General features: G+C 59.9%; 19 protein-coding genes and 2 pseudogenes. 11 read left to right on the forward strand and 10 right to left on the reverse strand.

Annotation, left to right across the window (positions count from 1 at the left end; all coding sequences use genetic code 11):
* Window positions 1–114: 114 nt before the first annotated feature.
* From DXT96_RS24000 to DXT96_RS27250, 3 genes are all read right to left on the reverse strand, one after another.
* The gene (locus DXT96_RS24000) at window positions 115–1,008 is read right to left on the reverse strand and encodes a DMT family transporter (protein ID WP_153516781.1); all 894 of its coding nucleotides are present in this window, start codon (window positions 1,006–1,008) and stop codon (window positions 115–117) included.
* A gap of 327 nt (window positions 1,009–1,335) precedes the next feature.
* Entirely contained in the window at window positions 1,336–1,740 is a 405-nt protein-coding gene (locus DXT96_RS24005) for a hypothetical protein (RefSeq protein WP_149901331.1), read from the reverse strand.
* Between the two features lie 46 nt (window positions 1,741–1,786).
* Entirely contained in the window at window positions 1,787–2,005 is a 219-nt protein-coding gene (locus DXT96_RS27250) for a hypothetical protein (protein WP_149901330.1), read from the reverse strand.
* Window positions 2,006–2,292: 287 nt separating this feature from the next.
* Between DXT96_RS27250 and DXT96_RS24015 the strand changes: the two genes are divergently transcribed.
* Together DXT96_RS24015 and DXT96_RS24020 are read left to right on the forward strand one after the other, a co-directional pair.
* On the forward strand, window positions 2,293–2,634 hold the full coding sequence (locus tag DXT96_RS24015; protein ID WP_153516782.1) for a helix-turn-helix transcriptional regulator: 342 nt from the start codon (window positions 2,293–2,295) through the stop codon (window positions 2,632–2,634).
* Entirely contained in the window at window positions 2,631–3,554 is a 924-nt protein-coding gene (locus tag DXT96_RS24020) for an SRPBCC family protein (RefSeq protein WP_153516783.1), read from the forward strand. The genes DXT96_RS24015 and DXT96_RS24020 overlap by 4 nt, the downstream gene beginning before the upstream one ends.
* A gap of 64 nt (window positions 3,555–3,618) precedes the next feature.
* On the opposite strand, the gene DXT96_RS27090 is transcribed toward DXT96_RS24020, so the two are convergent.
* Both DXT96_RS27090 and DXT96_RS24025 read right to left on the reverse strand, forming a co-directional pair.
* Entirely contained in the window at window positions 3,619–3,981 is a 363-nt protein-coding gene (locus DXT96_RS27090) for a hypothetical protein (protein ID WP_174374880.1), read from the reverse strand.
* Between the two features lie 81 nt (window positions 3,982–4,062).
* A complete protein-coding gene (locus tag DXT96_RS24025; protein ID WP_153516784.1) occupies window positions 4,063–4,509 on the reverse strand; it encodes a DUF3732 domain-containing protein in 447 nt (148 codons plus the stop codon).
* A gap of 20 nt (window positions 4,510–4,529) precedes the next feature.
* Here DXT96_RS24025 and DXT96_RS24030 point away from each other — a divergent pair.
* The 8 genes and pseudogenes from DXT96_RS24030 to DXT96_RS24065 all read left to right on the forward strand — a co-directional run.
* Window positions 4,530–4,880 (forward strand): annotated as a pseudogene (locus DXT96_RS24030) (transposase); the annotation flags it as partial.
* A gap of 315 nt (window positions 4,881–5,195) precedes the next feature.
* Window positions 5,196–6,011, forward strand: coding sequence for a DUF2189 domain-containing protein (locus DXT96_RS24035; RefSeq protein WP_153516785.1), 816 nt, complete (start codon window positions 5,196–5,198; stop codon window positions 6,009–6,011).
* Window positions 6,012–6,112: 101 nt separating this feature from the next.
* A complete protein-coding gene (locus tag DXT96_RS24040; protein ID WP_153516786.1) occupies window positions 6,113–6,499 on the forward strand; it encodes a cytochrome c family protein in 387 nt (128 codons plus the stop codon).
* A 46-nt stretch (window positions 6,500–6,545) separates the two neighbouring features.
* Complete coding sequence (locus DXT96_RS24045) at window positions 6,546–7,346, forward strand: cytochrome c oxidase subunit II (protein ID WP_153516787.1); 801 nt, start codon at window positions 6,546–6,548, stop codon at window positions 7,344–7,346.
* A gap of 46 nt (window positions 7,347–7,392) precedes the next feature.
* Complete coding sequence (locus DXT96_RS24050) at window positions 7,393–9,171, forward strand: cbb3-type cytochrome c oxidase subunit I (protein ID WP_153516788.1); 1,779 nt, start codon at window positions 7,393–7,395, stop codon at window positions 9,169–9,171.
* Entirely contained in the window at window positions 9,168–9,869 is a 702-nt protein-coding gene (locus DXT96_RS24055; protein WP_153516789.1) for a cytochrome c oxidase subunit 3, read from the forward strand. The genes DXT96_RS24050 and DXT96_RS24055 overlap by 4 nt, the downstream gene beginning before the upstream one ends.
* Before the next feature lie 12 nt (window positions 9,870–9,881).
* A complete protein-coding gene (locus DXT96_RS24060; RefSeq protein ID WP_153516811.1) occupies window positions 9,882–10,604 on the forward strand; it encodes a heme-copper oxidase subunit III family protein in 723 nt (240 codons plus the stop codon).
* A gap of 27 nt (window positions 10,605–10,631) precedes the next feature.
* Window positions 10,632–10,961, forward strand: a complete 330-nt coding sequence (locus DXT96_RS24065; protein ID WP_153516790.1) for a cytochrome C oxidase subunit IV family protein — start codon at window positions 10,632–10,634, stop codon at window positions 10,959–10,961.
* Window positions 10,962–11,275: 314 nt separating this feature from the next.
* Here the strand turns inward: DXT96_RS24065 and DXT96_RS24070 are convergent, their stop codons facing one another.
* From DXT96_RS24070 to DXT96_RS24085, 4 genes are all read right to left on the reverse strand, one after another.
* The gene (locus DXT96_RS24070) at window positions 11,276–14,872 is read right to left on the reverse strand and encodes an autotransporter domain-containing protein (RefSeq protein ID WP_153516791.1); all 3,597 of its coding nucleotides are present in this window, start codon (window positions 14,870–14,872) and stop codon (window positions 11,276–11,278) included.
* A 249-nt stretch (window positions 14,873–15,121) separates the two neighbouring features.
* Window positions 15,122–15,403 carry a hypothetical protein gene (locus tag DXT96_RS24075; RefSeq protein WP_153516792.1) on the reverse strand — a complete coding sequence of 94 codons (282 nt, stop codon included), beginning with the start codon at window positions 15,401–15,403 and terminating at the stop codon, window positions 15,122–15,124.
* A 190-nt stretch (window positions 15,404–15,593) separates the two neighbouring features.
* Window positions 15,594–16,781: an AraC family transcriptional regulator gene (locus DXT96_RS24080; protein WP_246670638.1), complete on the reverse strand. Its 1,188-nt coding sequence runs from the start codon at window positions 16,779–16,781 to the stop codon at window positions 15,594–15,596.
* Window positions 16,782–16,842: 61 nt separating this feature from the next.
* On the reverse strand, window positions 16,843–17,907 hold the full coding sequence (locus tag DXT96_RS24085; RefSeq protein ID WP_153516793.1) for a class I SAM-dependent methyltransferase: 1,065 nt from the start codon (window positions 17,905–17,907) through the stop codon (window positions 16,843–16,845).
* A gap of 240 nt (window positions 17,908–18,147) precedes the next feature.
* Here DXT96_RS24085 and DXT96_RS24090 point away from each other — a divergent pair, with 240 nt between their 5' ends.
* Window positions 18,148–18,960: a nickel-binding protein gene (locus tag DXT96_RS24090; RefSeq protein WP_153516794.1), complete on the forward strand. Its 813-nt coding sequence runs from the start codon at window positions 18,148–18,150 to the stop codon at window positions 18,958–18,960.
* Window positions 18,961–18,990: 30 nt separating this feature from the next.
* Here DXT96_RS24090 and DXT96_RS27255 read toward each other — a convergent pair.
* Window positions 18,991–19,216: pseudogene (locus DXT96_RS27255) on the reverse strand (VOC family protein); the annotation flags it as partial.
* Between the last annotated feature and the right edge of the window lie 85 nt (window positions 19,217–19,301).

Raw genomic sequence — 19,301 nt, forward strand, 5'->3', positions numbered from 1 at the left:
TTTTAGACACGCGAAAGTTGCCGCGCAAGTGTACGGCCGAGACAGCTGGACATTATTTGCAATAGTATATCGTGGCACCAGCGGCATCATCTGCGGCGCTTTTGAAGGCTTCGGTCACTTCCAGAACATCAGCGCCATGCCGGCCACGACCAGCGCGGCCCCGGCCCATGCGCCGGGTGCCGGCAATTCCCGTGTTCTCAGCCACAGCAATGGCAGGATGATGACAGGTGTTGTTGCAGACAGCGTCGAGACGATGCCGATCTTGCCGCCGGAAAGTGCGAAAAGAAGCAGCGTCATGCCGAAGGCAAGCGCGATGATGCCGGTAAGCGCCGTCTGCAGGAAAATGCTCTTCGTCAGCGGTCCATTCGGCCGAACTGCCTTGATGGGCAGCATGGTAAGCGCCGTCAGGCAGAGCGCCGCGGCCCCAACGCGCAGCATGGAAGCGGTAATCGGATCGATCCCCGTCGCCATGACGGGTCTTGCGATCAGCGAGCCGACGGCCTGACTGAGCGCGGCCAGCAGGCCGAGGAGCACGCCCAGCCAAAGCGGTCCCTTCACTCTCTCCCATTCGTGCAGCTGCGCCTTGCGCTTGCCGAAGAGGATTGCGAGCAGAACACCACACAGCGTCAGGCCTATGCCGGTGACAGTTGTCGCGGAAAGCTCCTCGCCAAGCACCGCCCATCCCAGCAGCGCGGCAATTGGGGCGTTGAGGGCAAACAGGATTCCCGAGCGGCGTGGTCCCAGCCGATTGAGACAGGTGAACAGCAGCGTATCGCCAACGAAGATGCCGATGAAACCGGATAGCAGAAGCGCCGACAGCGCCTCGGGCTGCAGTTCCCGCCAGGTTCCCGAAGCGAGAACATAGACCCCCAGCAGGGAAGCGACAAAAAGCTGCCGCGTCCTGTTGAAGGCGAGCGCTCCCAGATGCCCCGCCGGACGTGCCGCCAGAAGTCCGGTCATCGCCCAGCAGGTTGCGGCGCCCACGGCAGCCAGTTCATAAATCGGCATCTTTTCCCCGTCGCTTCATGGCGCGCTTGCGGCCACGGACACTATCCCTGCCTGCACCCATCGCAGATTCCGGGTTCGCCCGCCATACCATAAGCATCGTCATAAACAGCGTGGAGCAGCGCCTGGTTCACCGCCCGTGCCGGGCGAGCCCGCGGTCGTGCCATTCCCGATGTCGGTGTGCACCGTCATAGAGACTGCGAAATGAGCGGTGAGGCCCGGGCCTGCTTCCTGTCGCCACCCGCCGAAGCGCCCGTCACGCCAAGGCCAATGCAGACGAAGCGGCTGGCCCCGCTCCGTCAAAAGGACAGTCGTCTTATCTACAGCACTTCACGCGCCGTTGATGATATTGCAGATGCCCTCACGGATGACGTTCTTGTCCGCAATCTGTCCTGCCTGAATGTTGAAAACGGCGTCGATCCGCACGCCGGCGCCTTTCTGCCGGGCCACAACCCGCAGCGTCTGAATTCTGCCGCTGCCGCTGGTCTCCTGGTGCGCATCAATGGAAGACAGCGCCTTGTTGATCTGGATGCCGGAAAAACCTTCCGCTGCCACAGCCTGGGCGAGCTTTTGAAGCACGGCGGGCGCTTTTGCCTTCGGCAATTCCTGCCATGATTTGTAAGAGACAGCCGTCACCATCGGCACGCCGGAGACAGCGAAGTTCTTCTCGCAGGATGCCGCAAAGGCGGGGCTTGAGAAGCTGATCAGGCCAAGAGCTGCTATGACATATTTCATTTCGAGTAATCCAGTTGTTGGTGAAGGTTGAGAGCTTTCGGCCGCATCAGAATGCCGACCGTTTTCCTCTGTAGGTTGATGGGGGCGGGAGAGCTTCATGGGCCTGTGCAAGCGTTTCAAGCCATGTGGCCAAACCGGCGGGAACCTCCTCATTGCCCGCCTCCAGTGCCTCGATCCACGAAAGCTCACATTGCAGTGCGGACGCAATGTTGATCGGCGTCCAGCGGATGACCCGCAGGCATTGATTAAAGCGTTCTGGTAACATGATGATTTGATATTTTCCCCGTCTTTTTCCGGGCAAGGCTCACTCACACAGCTAAGAGAGTCAATCCTTTTCTGCAACTTTTGATGGCTAATTCCCGACTCGATAGTTGCATCTGCCGCCGGCTGCCGACCCCAAGGCGCTGGAGAGACGAAAGGCTCGGTTGCCTGAACGACATGCCCGGGGGGAGGCATCGGCGCCTTATTCCCGGCACCACTCCACCAAGGAAAACTTAGTTGATTCACTAAGTTTTCCTTGCGCCGCCACGATGGACCGTGATAGTTAGCAACATGACTAAGCATTATCAGGAGCTATCACTGATCTTCCAGGCTCTTGCCGATCCGACGCGCCGGGCAATTCTGGCGCGGCTTGGCGGAGGGCCGGCACCGGTCATGGAACTGTCCGCTCCCACGGGGCTGCGTCTGCCCACGGTTATGCGGCACCTTTCCGTGCTGGAGGAGGCGGGGCTGATCATCACCTCCAAGGATGGGCGAGTGCGCACCTGTGCGATCGTGCCGGAAGCACTGGAGCCGGTGCGCACGTGGCTCGATGAGCAGCGAGCCATGTGGGAGAGCCGGCTTGACCGGCTGGAGGCATTTGCAATGCAGGCCATGAAGGAGGATTCCGAATGACGACGAAGCCGGGTCAGGAAGGCGCACGCGCCGAACCGCATCTGACACAGGACCGTTTTGCGACGCTGAGTTTTGAACGGGAAATTGCCGTTCCGCCATCGGCGCTCTGGCAGGTCTGGCTGTCACCCGCCGCCCGGGCGGTGTGGGCTTCTCCCACACCCGCGATCACCGTGGAGTTCCTGGAGGCGGACAGCAGGCTTGGCGGTCGCGAAGTTTCGCTCTGCAAGGTTGCCGGCCAGCCGGATATTCGCTGTGAATGCGGCTGGCTGGAGTTGCAGCCGGCCCGCCGCAGCGTGAATTACGAGGTGGTTTCCTCCGGCGGCGTAACGCAGTCGGCAGCGCTGATCACTGCCGATTTTCAGGCTGTGGAAGAGCGTAGCCGCTTGACCGTAACGGTTCAGCTTTCCTCGCTGGCAGAGGATATGCGGGATGGTTATCAACAGGGTTTCAGCGCCGGTCTCAACAATCTGGCCAGCGTGGCCGGGCGAACCATGGTTCTGGAGCGAGTGATAAAGGTGCCGCGAAACAAAGTCTGGAAAGCCTGGATGAACGAGAAGACGCTGCCGCGATGGTGGGGTCCTGACGGGTTCTCCTGCCGCACGAAGAGGATTGATCTGCGGACCGGCGGCGAATGGGTCTTTGACATGATCGGCCCTGACGGCACAGTTTTCCCGAACCATCATCGTTATGTCGAGGTCCGGCCCGAAGAGCGGCTCGCCTATACGCTGCTGTGGGGCGAAAACGGGCCAAAACATGCCGACGCCTGGGCCTCGTTCGAAGATCAGGATGGCGCAACAAAAGTTGTGCTGGGCATGGTGTTCAGCACGGAAGCCGAGTTCCAGCAAGCGAAGGGTTTCGGCGCCGTGGAGCTGGGTCAGCAAACGCTGGGCAAACTGGAGCGCTTCGCCAGGGCGCTATAGATGTGCCGGGCCGTCAGCTCCATGTGCAGAGGTCTCGATACTGGCCTCTTGTCCAGAGCGGCAATTACTCTTCAAAGCCGCTCTGCGCGTGCGAGATCGTCTTGCAGGTCCCGCCATCCTTCTCGCCAACCATGCGCTTGTCACGAATGACTGAACCCTTGGCGATGTCGATCTCCCATGCCACCGAGCCTTCATTCAGGCTCGCCTTACCACCGGCAAAGGTGCCTTTCTCCATTCTCTGACTTCCAGAAACCGGGACATAAACTCCAAATGTCCCGGCGGCTTCGTCGAGAACGAAATTGAACACCTGAGGGGTTCCCTTCGAACCGGCGAATTCGCAACTGAGATATGTCGGCGCGGCAAAGGCGGCAGAGCTCGAAAAAAGCAGGGTGGCAGCGGTGAATCCGGTTCCTGTAATGACGTTCAATTCCTGATCCTCATTCGCGTTATCCGCAGGTGACGCCTACGGTGTCCGTCCGAACAGACCATCATTGCGATTGTCGCCGGATCATGCATTTCTATCTGTGAGCCAACTCTGCGGAACTAGCGCCTCGTCGCCACGCCACTCAGCGGCGAGCGTGACACCCATGAGGCCACCCCAGACGTCAGGCCCTGCATGGTCTAGGACAATAGCCTGCAGTTGGCCCTCCGCGCCCACGATTTCATCAGCGATGGCGGTGAATATCGCTCTAATCGCGGCAATGTCCTGATCGCGTGATCGTCCGGGTCGTTGTTTGCGATCATCTTCGAATCCGGTGGGAAAGTAAACTTGGCTCGGCTGATCGTAGACAAGAAATCCAGGGACCGGATGATTGGGTAATCCTCTGAAGAAATGCTGCAATGCAAGGGTCACGGCCACATGGTACGCTAGCCAGTTCGCACCGCTGCCTATTTCCCAAAGATAGTCCTTTCGGTCAGGATGCGAAGCAATTCCACCGCACTTACGATACGCCAAGATTGGGGATTACGGCCGAAGGAACACGGATTTATCGTGCCAGCAAAAAGGACTGTGATGTCTGTGACCTGAAGCAGCGTTGTTGCCCTAACACGCCTATGCGCAAGGTGCCGCGCGACCTCAATGAGGATGCGCGCGATGTTGCCAGAGCGATTGCGACCACACCAGAATATGAACTGTCGCGTCATCGCCGGAAGAAAGTCGAAATGCTCTTCACGCATCTCAAACGCATTCGACGGATGGCGCGTCTTCGACTTCGGGGACCGTGTGGTGCGCGAGACGAATTCCTGCTTGCTGCAACGGCACAGAACTTGAGGAGACTGGCCAAACTCAGGCCTCAGATACCGCCATGCGGTCCCATTGCCGCCTGAGGACGGCATCGACCAGCACCCTGCGCCGAGGCGCGGGGCACAAAAGCATTGGTACACCGCCCGGAAAAACAAAAAGGGCGGATGAGAAGCAAATCCAGCGAGTTTTTCAACGGAATCCGCCGGATGCGGCCATCGGTCGCAAAGCGTCACTCGCCAACGCTGAGGATCTAATTTCCCCAAATTAAAGAATAGGCGACAAGGGTGGCAGGATTTGATAAAATACAAGTCAGCCGGTTGCGGTTTGACGCGCGGATAGCAGGATCACCGGGCGTTCCTATACTGCCAGCCGGATCATGGCGCAGGAGGAGAAGTGCTATGACGGCGTTCCATGTCATGGCCGGTGCGCGCGGTGAATTTGCGCGCCCGGAAGTCCGTAAGATTGGTATCGCGGATATTGTCGATGCATTGCGGTTGGGACTTGCTGACTTCAAGGAGAAGCCGTCCCATTATGTCTTTCTCTGTCTGATGTATCCGATCGCGGGTGTCTTTCTGGTCATGTGGAGTTCCGGTGCCAATCTGTTGCCGCTGGTCTATCCCTTGATGTCAGGTTTTGCGCTGATTGGTCCGCTCGCGGCCATAGGTCTCTATGAAATCAGTCGACGGCGCGAACAGGGAATGGATAGCTCATGGCGTTATGCGCTGGAGGTTCGTCACTCCCCGGCGATGCCGTCGATCATCGCTGTCGGCCTTATGTTGTTTGCGCTTTTCATCGTCTGGCTGATTGTTGCGCAAAACCTCTATACCTCGACTTTCGACGCAACCGGTCCGATCTCGCTCTCGACGTTTCTGTCGGACGTCCTGACGACCCCGCAGGGTCTCTCCCTCATCATCTGGGGGAACCTCGCTGGTTTCGTTTTCGCCGTCATTGTGCTGGCGACGACGGTGGTGGCGTTCCCGTTGCTCTTGGATCGTGATGTCGGCGCGGTCGCGGCCGTGGATGCGAGCATACGCGCCACACTTGCCAATCCCGTACCGGTTGCACTTTGGGGACTAGTTGTCGCGGCGCTGCTCGTCGTTGGCACCATCCCTGTCTTCGTCGGCCTCGCGGTCATCATGCCGGTCCTCGGACATGCGACGTGGCATCTCTATCGAAAACTGATCGTTCCCGTTTATCCAAGCCGTATGCCCTGAATTCACAAAGGAAATCTGCCTGTAGATCACTTCCCTGTCGTTGCGGCCTGCCTGGTGGCAGCCGTTCCGGGCGGGATGGCGATGGAGAGCGTGAGGATGCCATGTTGTATCGTTTTCTTCCGATCTGTCTGCTTTTCGCCATTACCATTCCGCTTGACGCGCGCGCCCAAGAAGGCGACCCGGCCGCAGGGGCCATCGTTTTCAAAAAATGCGCCATCTGCCATGTAGCCGAAACCGACCAGAACAAGGTCGGGCCATCGCTGAACGGTCTGTTTGGCAGGACGGCCGGCACGCATCCGAACTTCGCCTATTCCCCGGCAATGCAGGAGGCGGGCAAGGCCGGCCTGGTATGGAACGAGACGTCGCTTCGCGATTATCTGCCTGACCCCAAAGCGAAGGTGAAGGGCACGAAAATGGCTTTTGCCGGGCTGAAAGACGATACCGATATCACCAATCTCATCGCCTATCTGAAGCAATACTCCAAATAGCAAATTGGAGCGTGGAAATAGTCGTGGCCGGGTCTGGGAGGAGGCAATGGCTGTCGTCGTGGTTCTTGTTCTGCTGGTGGTGGGATCGATCGCGTTCCATCTGCTCAGCCCGTGGTGGTGGACGCCGATCGCTTCGAACTGGAGCTACATCGACAATACGATCACCATCACCTTCTGGATCACCGGTTTTGTGTTCGCAGCCGTCGTGTTGTTCATAGCCTATTGCGTTCTCCGCTTCCGGCACCGGGCCGGAAATCAGGCGGCGTATCAGCCCGAAAACAAGCGGCTGGAATGGTGGCTGGCGGGGGGAACCGGCATCGGCGTGGCCGCAATGCTGCTGCCGGGCCTCTTCGTCTGGAAACAGTTCGTCACGGTCCCTGATGGCGCCGCCGAGGTCGAAGTCTTTGCCCAGCAATGGCAATGGAGTTTCCGGCTGCCCGGAGCGGACGGACGGCTGGGGCGGGTAAACACGCGCGATGTCACAGCCGACAATCCGCTCGGCCTCAACAGGCAGGATCCCGCCGGAATGGACGATGTCATCGTTGAAGGCGGCGAGTTGCATTTGCCCGCCGGCAGGCCGGTCAAGATGCTGCTGCGTTCGATCGACGTCGTGCATGATTTCTACGTGCCGGAATTCCGGGCCAAGATGGACATGATCCCCGGTACGGTCACCTATTACTGGTTTACGCCGACACGGACGGGAACCTTCGAGGTTCTCTGCGCGGAACTGTGCGGCGTCGGCCATCCGCAGATGCGCGGCACCGTCGTCGTCGATAGCGAGACCGATTATCAGGCCTGGCTGCAACAGCAGCCGACCTTCGCAAAATCGGTGGCGTCGGCGGAGTGATCGGCGGTGAGGTCGACGTCACCGGAGGAAACAGGGAGGATGCAGCATGGTCGAGATTGGATCGGGCGCGGGAGAGGTCATCCAACCCGCTGAAGTCGAGGATGTGGAGCTTTATCATCCGAAAAGCTGGTGGACGAAATATGTCTTCAGCCAGGATGCCAAGATCATCGCCATTCAGTATTTCCTGACCGCCGTATCGATCGGCATGGTCGCGCTGGTGCTGTCCTGGCTGATGCGCCTGCAACTCGGTTTTCCCGGTTACTTCTCCTTCATCGACGCCGAGCATTATTATCAGTTCATCACCATGCACGGCATGATCATGGTGATCTACCTGCTCACCGCGCTGTTTCTCGGCGGTTTCGGCAATTATCTCATCCCCCTGATGCTCGGCGCCCGCGATATGGTGTTCCCCTATGCGAACATGTTGAGCTACTGGCTCTATTTCTGCGCCGTCCTGGTGCTGGTCGCCGGCTTCTTTGCGCCGGGCGGGCCGACTGGCGCGGGCTGGACGCTCTATCCGCCGCAGGCTCTGCTGTCGGGAACGCCGGGCGGGCGCGACTGGGGCATCATCCTGATGCTGTCTTCGCTGATCCTGTTCATCATCGGCTTCACGCTCGGCGGGCTGAATTATGTCGTCACCGTGCTGCAGGGGCGCACGCGCGGCATGACGCTGATGCGCATGCCCCTGACGATATGGGGCATATTCACCGCAACCGTCATGGCGCTGCTCGCCTTTCCGGCGCTGTTCGTCGCCGCCGTCATGATGTTGTTCGACCGGCTGCTCGGCACCAGTTTCTTCATGCCCGCCATTGTCGAGATGGGCGAGCAGTCAAAGCAGGGGGGCGGCAGTCCGATCCTGTTCCAGCATCTGTTCTGGTTCTTCGGCCATCCGGAAGTTTATATCGTAGCACTTCCCGCCTTCGGCGTCGTCTCGGATCTGATCAGCACCCATGCGCGCAAGAACATCTTCGGTTACCGGATGATGGTCTGGGCAATCGTCATCATCGCGGCGCTCAGCTTCGTCGTCTGGGCGCATCATATGTATGTCAGCGGCATGAACCCGAATTTCGGGTTCTTTTTCGCCACCACGACGCTGATCATCGCCGTGCCGACGGCGATCAAGGTCTATAATTGGGTGCTGACGCTCTGGCGCGGCGATATCCATCTGAATTTGCCGATGCTGTTTGCGCTCGCCTTCATCGTGACATTCCTCAATGGCGGATTGACGGGTCTCTTCCTCGGCAATGTCGTCGTTGATGTGCCGCTTTCCGATACGATGTTCGTCGTCGCCCATTTCCATATGGTCATGGGGGTCGCACCCATCATGGTGGTCTTCGGCGCGATCCACCATTGGTATCCGAAAGTCACCGGTCGCATGCTCAATGCGGCGATGGGGCATATCCACTTCTGGATTACCTTTCTCGGCGCCTATGCCATCTTTTTCCCGATGCATTATCTCGGCCTGATGGGCGTGCCGCGCCGTTATTACGAACTGGGCGAAACCGCATTCATTCCACCATCGGCACATACGCTGAACATGTTCATCACCGTCGCGGCGCTGATCGTCGGTGCGGCGCAGCTGCTGTTCCTGTTCAATCTCGCCTGGAGCCTTCGCTGGGGCAAACCGGCGGGCGGTAATCCGTGGCGGGCAACGACACTGGAATGGCAAACGCCGCAAACGCCGCCGGTTCACGGAAACTGGGGCAGGGAGCTGCCGGTCGTCTATCGCTGGCCCTATGATTACAGCGTGCCCGGAGCGGCGCAGGATTTCCTGCCGCAAAACCAGCCGGCTGCGGCCGGGCCGTCCGAGAGGGCGTTGTCATGAGCGCCATTCTCATTTTCATGGCTGGTATCGCCGGCATCATCGGCTGGTGGATGGCAAGCCAGCGGCTCACCTCGAAGCCCTGGCTGGAACAGGGTCTGGCAGGCGATGCGCCGGGGGTGCGGGGCTCATCGGAAACAATCGTAAAACTCGGGCTCGGGATTTTTCTTGCCGTCGTCGGCGCATTGTTCACATTGCTCATCAGCGCCTATCTCGGCCGCATGGGCGGCGCCGACTGGTGGGGTATTCCCATGCCGCGGCTGTTATGGGTAAACACTGCGGCCCTTGCCGCCAGCAGCGTCGCGCTGCAATGGGCGAAAACAGAAGCCCAGAGGGACCGCCGCGACATGCTGACCACGGCGCTTGCGGCGGCTTTCGTCATGGCTGTCCTCTTCGTTGCCGGGCAGGTTCTGGCGTGGCGGCAGCTGGCGTCTGCGGGTTATGTGCTGGCGGATAACCCCTCGAACAGCTTTTTCTACATGATATCAGGATTGCATGGCCTGCATATATTGGGCGGGCTTCTCGTGCTTGGACGCACGACACTCCGCGCCCGGATCGGCCCTGTAGCGAGAATTCGTCTGAGCGTGGGTCTCTGCGCCATCTATTGGCACTTCATGTTTGTCGTCTGGCTCGTCCTTTTTGCGCTGTTTGCCGGCTGGGCGAACAGTTTCGTCGATCTCTGCCGTCAACTGGTCAGCTGAGGAGGTTCGATGATGACCACATCCATGGAAAGACCGGCACATGATCCCCACCGCCAGGTGAAGGGACTGCGCGGCGTTGCCGCCGATCTCTCATCGGACCAGCGGGCGTTCAAAAACGTCTCGTGGGGCAAGGCGATGATGTGGATATTCCTCCTGAGCGACACCTTCATTTTCGGCTGTTTTCTCGTGGCCTATATGACAGCGCGGATGTCGACCACCGTGGCCTGGCCCAATCCGAGCGAGGTTTTCGCCCTGACGATCGCGGGCAAGGACGTACCGCTGATCCTGATCGCCATCATGACCTTCGTTCTCATCAGCAGCAGCGGCACGATGGCCATGGCCGTCAACTTCGGATATCGCCGCGATCGCCGCAAAACCGCCGCGCTGATGGTTGCGACGGCGGCGCTGGGCGCGACATTCGTGGCAATGCAGGTATTCGAATGGACCAAACTGATCCGGGAAGGGGTTCGCCCCTGGGAGAACCCGTTCGGTGCCGCGCAATTCGGCTCGTCTTTCTTCATGATCACGGGCTTTCACGGCACCCATGTTTCAATCGGCGTGCTGTTCCTTCTCATCATGGCGCGCAAGGTATGGCGGGGGGACTTCGATCAGGAAAGGCGGGGATTTTTCACCAGCCGCAAGGGCCAATACGAGATCGTAGAGATAACCGGGCTTTACTGGCACTTCGTGGATCTGGTCTGGGTATTCATTTTTGCATTCTTCTATCTGTGGTGAGGCTTCTATCCGCGTGAGGATGACATCATGGCACAAGAGCAGGCGCATTCGGGACAACAGCATTCGATAAGACTTTATCTGGTGGTCTGGGGGCTGCTTTTCGTCCTCAGCACCTTCTCTTACCTCGTCGATTACCTTGGCATCCAGAGTTATGCCAGATGGGCTCTGATCCTTCTGTTCATGGCCCTGAAGGCGGGGCTGATCGTTGCGGTTTTCATGCACATGGCGTGGGAAAGGCTGGCCTTGATTTACGCCATCCTCCTTCCTCCGGTCATCGTGCTTGTCTTTACCGCTTTGATGGTGTCGGAATCCCAGTACACGGTGTTTAACCGATTGGCCTTTTTGGGCGGCCCGTAGGATCAGGCTGTTTCCTCTGGTACGCCGTTTTCATTGTCGGCCAATGGCCTGATGCGCAAGAAAGCGTTGCGTGTCCGCCAAACCTCTCGCGCAATCTTTCAAGGTCGGAAACGATCTGCATTTGATTGCCGGTCGATTTCTGCGTTCAGCATTCCGTTCGTTACTCAGGCCATCCTGCTGAGTTTCGGGTGTTTCCGGCGCAGCGGAAAACGAACCTGCCGGCGAACGGCAAGCTGCGGTTTCCTGGCGGAAGCCGCAGCTTGCTTCGATGGGCAGGCCTTGTACTCGGCCGGCAAATCGCGGGCGCGGGCGGTTCAGAACCTGACGTTGAGATCCAGCCTGGCGCCATTGTCGGAAACGCCCGAGCCGAACTGCCCGGTATAGGAGACGCCGAGCTTTGCCATGGGCGCAATATCGAAGTCGAGGCCGGCCTCGAGCACCGCGGCATCCCTTGCGATCGGCACGCCGGCGATGGTGAAGGTGTTGCCGCCGGCAAAGGCTCCGGTCGACAATGGTGTCACTTCGCCGAACGCATGACGCCAGGCCAGCATGCCGTGCGCAGTCACGTTGATGTTGCCGAGCGCGAAGTCGTCCGAGGCGCGGATACCGAGCGCGGTGAAGGTGGTATCGGCATTCGAACCCGCCTGTGAAAGGGCTGCCGCCCCACCCGTCTCGGTGAACCCGCCGGTGCGTAAATTGACATAAGCGAGATTGGCAAAAGGCTCGAAAGTCGCTGCCGCCGTGTCGATGCGGTAGCTGGCCTCGCCGAATATCTGTGCCGTGGCGCCGTCATAGTCGGCCGACAGCACCTCGGACAGGCCATGGATCGCCACCGCGCGGCGGGTCTCGATGCTGTTCCAGCTGTAGGCGGCACCCGCGCGTAACGACACCGCGCCCCATTGGCCGCCGCCATAGGCACCGAAAGAGTAGCTGGTGGCGTTGCCGGAAGATGCGAGGTTGTCGACATCGAAGGAGGAACGGCTGAAGCCGCTCACAAGACCTGCACGCCATGCATCGCCGACCGGGACATCACCGCCCAGCAAAAATCCGCCGATGGAGCGGTCGAACGCGGCGGCATTGCCGTCGCCGCCTGTGCCGCCCCACGAGCCGAAACTATGACCCCAGATGGCGAAGCGGTCGGTATCCGCCGCGACGAGTTCGGCCCCACCCTCGCCATAGGCCAGCACTGGCGCGCGCGCAGCGCCGGTGCCGCCGAAAGCAGCACGCAGGCGATCGCCTGCGGCGTCGCGGACAAAACGGCTGTCTTCGAGCAGCATGCCCCTGGCCGAAGCGTGGATTTCGCCCGAGACCTGGTTGAAGACGTAGGCCGCAGCCTCGGCACTCGCCTGCGAAGCGACAAGGTCGTAGAGGGTGTTGCCCTGACCGAGCAATTCGACGCTACTGGCGCTTGCGCATTCGTTGCCGCTGAAGCCGGTGAGGCAGAAGGCGACGCCGTTGCGGGCGACACCGAGATAGACGTTGCTGGCGTCATAGCCGAGCGACACGTCGATATAGGGCAGACCTTCGGACGGCGCGGCAAAGGTGCCGCTGACACCGCCGGCCGCAGTGAGGATTGTCCACTGGCGGCCCGACAGATAGACCCCGCCCACGTCAGGGATTGCTGCCGTGCCGCCGGCCAGCGTCGCGCTTCCGGTTGTGATGAATTTGTCCGCCTGTCCCAGGGCATTGACGTCGATCACCAGAACCGATCCTGCTTCGAACCGCGCATTGCCGCCGGTCTGGCTGACCACATCGCCAGCCACGCCATTGGCCATGGTGAGCGTGCCGTGATTGACAAAACTGCCGAGGTTGTCAAACAGGGTCTGCACCGGCACGGCGCCATTGCCACCGCCGATAATTGTGCCATTGACACTGTTGGTCAGCGTGCCGCCGCCGAAGTGGTTTTCGCCGCCCGCCGTGTTCCAGGCCGCGTTGTTGGTCATGATATTGGCGCCCACGCCGAAGTCGACCGTGCCAATCATGCCGCCGGCATTGGTCAGCGCCACCGGGCCGCCGAAAGCCTCGATCGCAAGTCGTGTCGAATCGCGTGAGGTATTGCGCACCAGCCCGTTGGTGACGATGGCGATCGGTTGGCCACCGGACTGGACCGAGATGGCGCTGACTCCGCCTTCCACGAGCCCACTGGTCGTGATGGTGGTCGCACCGGTGCCGTTATTGCTTGTCTTGATGCCATACAGCCTGCCGGCGACGCCTGCGGAATTGACCGTCATGTCGGTTGTCGCGAGGTGATTATAGGCATAGATGCCGGTGTCGTCGGCCCCCGTCACCTGACCGGACGTGGTGATCGTTGTCGCCCCCCGGCCGTAGTTGGAGATGTTGATGCCGAAGCTGTCGGCCGTGATGTCTGCGGCCTTCACCGTCAGGTCGGCTGAGGCGGGGCCGGTCACGGCGCTGATCCCGGTAGCCCCGGTCACGAGGCCAGCTGCGGTGATGCTGGTCGTCCCGGAGCCGCCATTGATGGCGTAAATACCGGCCGGAACGCCGGTGACACCTGCGGCTTTTACCGTCACGTCGGTTGTCGTGCCGCCGTCATTGAAGGCGAAGATGCCGTAGCCCTGTTTCGCGATGATCTGCCCTGTCGCGGCCACGTCGGTGGTGCCGGCGCCCTGGTTCCAGGCGTAGATGCCTGTCAATCCGGCCGTGACATCCACGACATTCACATTGAGGCCGTTTGCGGTAGCGCCGTTATAGGCCTGGACGCCGTTCCCTTCGATCCCAGTGATCAGACCCGTCGCGATGACGCTGGTCGCGCCGGTGCCGCCGTTATAGGCGAGAATGCCCGTGTCGCGGCCGGTAGCACGCGCAGCGTTGACAGTCAGATCGGTCGCCGTGGTGGCGTTCCAGGCGTTGATGCCGATGCCATTGGTGCCGGTTACCTGGCCCGTCGCGGTAACGCTCGTCGCACCTGTACCGTCGTTGTAGAGGTAAATACCGTCGGCATTGCCGGTGACGCCTGCGGCGCTTACCGTCAGGTCGGTTGTCGTGGTGGCGTTTTGGACCCAGATGCCGTTGAGACCGATCCCGGTCACCTGGCCTGTCGCGGTAACGCTCGTCGCGCCTGTGCCGTCATTGTGGGCATAAATACCATCGACATTGCCGTTGACGGCTGCGGCGCTTACCGTCAGGTCGGTTGCAGTGTTGGCGTTTTGGACCCAGATGCCATTGAGACCGATCCCGGTTACCAGACCCGTCGCGGTAACGCTGGTCGCACCAGTGCCGTTGTTGGCTGCGATAATCCCGGTGTCGCCGCCGGTGACGCCTGCGGCGTTCACCGTCAGGTCGCTCGCCGTGATGGCATTCTCGGTGTAGATGCCGCTGCTATCGGTCCCGGTCACCTGGCCTGTCGCGGTAACGGAGGTCGTGCCGGTGCCATAGTTGATGGCCACGATACCTGAGTCACCGCCGGTGACGGCCCCACCAGTCATGACCGTTATTGCGCCCGGAGTTGCGCCGTTATCGCCATTCGCCTGGATGTTCAGACCAATTTGACCCGAGCCCGCCGTGAGGGCCGCCCCATTGCCGTCGATGTAGCTGATATGGCCGAACCCCTGAATGGAGAGGGCGTGTTCGCCCGGCGCCGTCGTATCGACGCTGAAGCCAGGGGCCGTCGTGACAGTGGTATCGTCGGCGTCGATGTCTTGCCCCGTTATATTGGCTCCGGAGCAGGCGAAGCCGCCCGCTGTTGGAGCGCATTGCGCGAGAGCCGGCTGCGCAGCCAAACCCAGCGCCGTTACCGCCAACACAGAGTAAACACCGGCGGAGAAGAACCCGCACAGCGTCGTCGAACCCCGCAACGTCTGGGGCCGCAGATGCCCGAAGCGGGACGAACGCACAATGGAAGCTTCATCGGCAGGGCTTGTCGTTGGAAATGGTAATGACCTGATGCGCATTCGAATCTCATGTTGAAGTTGGCCTTGAAGCCGTGTTGCTGGGGTCAGCAGGCTGAAGCGTCGCGGATGGGTCGAGATCGAGGCCGGTTTCGGTGGTTGCCAATGTGTCCGAAGACCTGAGAGCGTCAGGCTTTGAGGTGACAATCTGCCTGCGCCCTGAACGCGAAAAACGTCCTGGGCCGGTCAATCCTGATCAATGGAATTTTCATTTGCCTGCCTGCCGTTGCGGGCAAGTTGACTGGCAGGGTGCTAGCTAATGCTGCGCCGCCTGGCGTCGGAGCCTTCCCAGCCGCCGAGCATATCGAGCACTTCCAGACCGTCCGGCTCTTGTTCGCGCGGGTCGGCCGGCGTTACCAGAGCCCATGCCTTGCTGAGTGCCCTGCCAAGATACGACGGCCAGTGCGCGGGGTGCTCCGTATCGGTAATCTGCTGCGTCTGAACTGCCACGTCCGACATATCCGTGCCTCCCCATTGCTCATTCTTGCCGCCCCCATGGCCAGCCAGAAGGCCTGAATCCAAAACCGAAAACATCTGTCTGCGATGTCGCTCGCACTGTCACTGCCCCGAGCGAGGTTGCCGCGCATATTGGGACGTTCAGTCATCAAGATGAGACGTAGGGTCATCGTGCCCGGCGTGCCGAATGACGAATTCCGATCAGCGATGGTCGGCTCGGCCGGCAGGGAGCAATCGTCGTGTCAGGAGCTGATGCGGCTGGGCGGAATCAAACGCGGGCGGAAGCGAGCCAGGCTTCGACGATCGCTGCTCCGTTTCCGCCGCCTTGCTTCAACAAGGTCTCATATGCGGCTATTCGCACTGAATCCTTGGCGAGAGCTCGGACGGAACTCGGACTGGTCTGATATCGCTTCTGGAACGCGCGGCTGAAGTGCGCCTCGCTGCGAAACCCGTGGTTACGGGCGATGACGGCGATCTTGTGATCTGGCGTCGATCGCATGATGCTCTGCAAGCTTCCTCTTAGCCGTTCCACGAGCATCCAGCGCTGTACGCCACCATGCGGTTCGAACAGACGGAACAGTTTCGACCGGGAAACCCCCAGGACCGCCGCCAACTCATCCGGACCGAAGTCGGGATCGGACAGCCTTTGTCGCGCGCTCGAAGATGCGCGTTGGAAAAGGAAACGCTTGTCACGTCTTTCTCGCGTTGCGGGGGCCGCAAAGGCGGCCGCGGCAAAACGCAGGATGCCATCGATCGCCACCTGGCTCTGGTGGATGCTGAGACCGCCAATATGTTCCACCAGCGCCTTGATCTGGGTTCCAAGCATAGCGCCGGCGTGCTCGTTCGGTGTCAGCACAAGACCGTGAGCATTATTCAGAAACTCGACCAGCACATTGGCCTTGTCGAAGGTCAGCGCGATCGCCTCAAAGCCTGACGTCTCGCTCTCATAGGGCAACGAATAATCGACGACGACGATGTCTCCGGGCTCATGTTCCTGAATCAGTCCGTCATAGTTGCTCGTGACCCGCCCTTCCAGGAGCATGAACAGCACCATATGCGGGGTCGGTCGCTCATCGATGACCTGCTGCGTCCGCGACATCACCATCGCCGATCCGCCGTTCGCATGCAGAAAGGCTCCCGGAAGCTGCCAGCTGCAACCATGAAAATCGAAAAGCGCAGGATCTGCATCCCAGGGTGTGGAACAGTCTACCAGCAGAGAAAGCGCACTTTTCCAAGCTGCGAAACATTCTTCGCCTGGTGGAAATGGCCAATCAACTCGCTGTGACGAAGCCATATCAAAAGTGCTGTCGGCTTTGCGCATCCGGAACCAGTGTTTGAATTTTCGACTGTCTTCTGCACCGGCACCGCACCGACCGAACCGTATGAGAAGATATTCAATTGTTGAAGTAGTCAATTGCCTGGGACGCTCGGTCAAGCATTTGAGACGCACAGTCATGGCGCCCGACCGTGGTCAACCGCGCCGCGCCATGCCCCCTTACAGTAGAAGGCAAGACATCCTAGGCGCGCGCCTCCAGGACCATGTTGAAGGGTCCCGTGAAGGCGCGCCTGACATGGGTAAAGCCACCCGAGCGGATGACCTCGGAAAGCTTCGCTTCACCGGCCTGCGCGCCCAATCCTTCACCGACCTCCTGATCAAGTGAGGTGGGCACGCAGATCATCGTTGACGCGTTGTAATAGAGACGGCCGACGGGATTCATATTGTCCGCTGGGCGGTCGCCCGCGATGGGTTCGACGATCATCCAGGTGCCGTCCTTCTTGAGAATGCGAGACATGTGCCCCGCGCATCCACGCGGATCGCCCATATCGTGCAGACAGTCGTAGCTGGTGATGAGATCGAAGTCCGTATCCTTGATGTCCTTGGCCGTTGCCGCCACGAACTTCACCCGGTCGTCCACCCCGTGGTTTCGGGCATGTTTATTCGCTTCTTCTATCGATGGCTCGTGGAAGTCGTAGCCGATGAAGCTGGCGTTGCGGTATGCCTCGGCCATAAGAATGGTCGAAAAACCGACACCACAGCCGACGTCGGCCACCCTGGCGCCTCTCACCAGTTTTTCCTCGACGCCCTGAAGGGCAGGCAGCCACGATTGCACGATGTTGTTCACATAACCCGGCCGAAAGAACGCCCCCGTTGCGCAGAACAGGCAACCTGCGGTGTCTCCCCATCGCACCCCGCCGCCGGTTCGGAAGCTGCGCTCAACCTTTGGCTCTCCCTCGATCATCGCGGCGACCAGATCGAAAGCGCCTTCCAGATAAACGGGGCTGTCCCTGTTGACGAACACCATCGCCTGCTCGGGTGAGAGACTGAACATCCCGGAACCGCTGTCGTAGTCGATGTAGCCGTTTGCCGCCTGTGCCAGTGCCCACTCCCTGACATATCGCTCCGACAGGCCGCCAGCTGCTGCCGACAGGCCTGCGGACGTCACCGGCCCGACGCGATGCAGCGCCTCGAACAGGCCCAGTCTCAAACCAATCCTGACGGTTGGAACGCTGAAGGCTCCTCCAAGGTCGCCCAGCATTTTGCCAATGAAAGAATTCAGTTTTGTTTCATCGAGCTGTGTCATCGCATTCCCCCCAATTCGCTTCGTTGGCGGGCAAAGGCTGACCGCAAATTGATGCGTCAGTGAATGCTCGTAGGCCTTGTAACATAGCCGAATGCGCTGAAATTGTCACGCAAACGCATATCGCTCTTTCCGGTGATCCGTCGCTGTCAAGGGTCACCCGTAAGAGCGATAGACGATAGTTCGGGGAAGTCGTAAACTGGCCGCCAGAGGAGGCAACGATATACTCTTGGGAGGAAACCAATGCCTATCTTCATGGACCGGCACGAGCTTGCCGGAGTTTCAGCGGCTGATATTGCCGCCGCACACCTTAAAGATCTCAACATCCAGGATCAGTATGGCGTCAGGTTTTTGACCTACTGGTTTGATGAAAGGCGTGGTACGGCGTTTTGCCTTATGGATGCCCCGGACGCTGAAACCGCGCAGTGCGTGCATCGGGAAGCGCACGGCTTTATCGCCAGTGAAGTGGTGGCAGTTGCCCTGTCAGCCGTAGAAGCATTTCTCGGGCGAATACAGGATCCCGTTACGGTTGGGGCTGTCTCGCAAGCCATGGACGCCGGCCACCGTGCGATCCTTTTCACAGATATTGTCGGTTCAACCGAAATGACGTCCCGCCTTGGCGATCGCATGTCGGCTGAACTCGTCCGGGCGCATGACGCTCTGGTTCGTGGCTGCCTTGGGCGACGATCGGGGCGGGAGGTCAAGCACACCGGTGATGGCATCATGGCCGTGTTCTCCTCCACGCCATTTGCCGTGGACTGCGCCATTGACATCCAACGCGAATTCCATCGTTACAACAGCGACAACGGCGAGCCCATTCACATCCGCATCGGGCTGGATTGTGGTGAGCCAGTCGAAGACCACAATGATTTCTTCGGCACGACCGTGCAACTGGCAGCAAGGCTTTGTGCCGCCGCTGGGAGCGATCAAATCCTGATATCGGACAAGACCTTCCAGGAATATGGCAGCGCCGATGTCCTCGTGCATGGTGATCGTTACAGACTGAAAGGATTTGCCGAACCGGTGTTGGCCTATCAGTGTGAATGGTTGCACTAGCTGCGCGATTTGAAATCTCATGCACAAATAGACGTCGTCGACTGTGAACATGGCACGCAGATATCCAAGAGCGTTCACGGGAGAAGTCCGGTGATCGGCAACGATTTCAGGACGGAGGAAGCGCGAAAGCTCCAGCCGACTGTGTCCGTCCGGAGTGCGCATCATGGCGATCTCGACATGCTGGTCGACCCGTGACGCGACCGGCCCACGCGCTGGCACCAATGATGGTGGCAGCATAATCGAGGCGGAAATCCACTTAGCAAAACGCCCGAAACTGTTCAGACAAACCGAGCCACCTCTGTCGGCGCCCTTACGCGGACAGGGGAACGCCGGCATACACG

It is taken from the genome of Agrobacterium sp. ICMP 6402 (genome assembly GCF_009498615.1).
GTDB classification, from domain to species: Bacteria; Pseudomonadota; Alphaproteobacteria; order Rhizobiales; family Rhizobiaceae; genus Agrobacterium; species Agrobacterium burrii.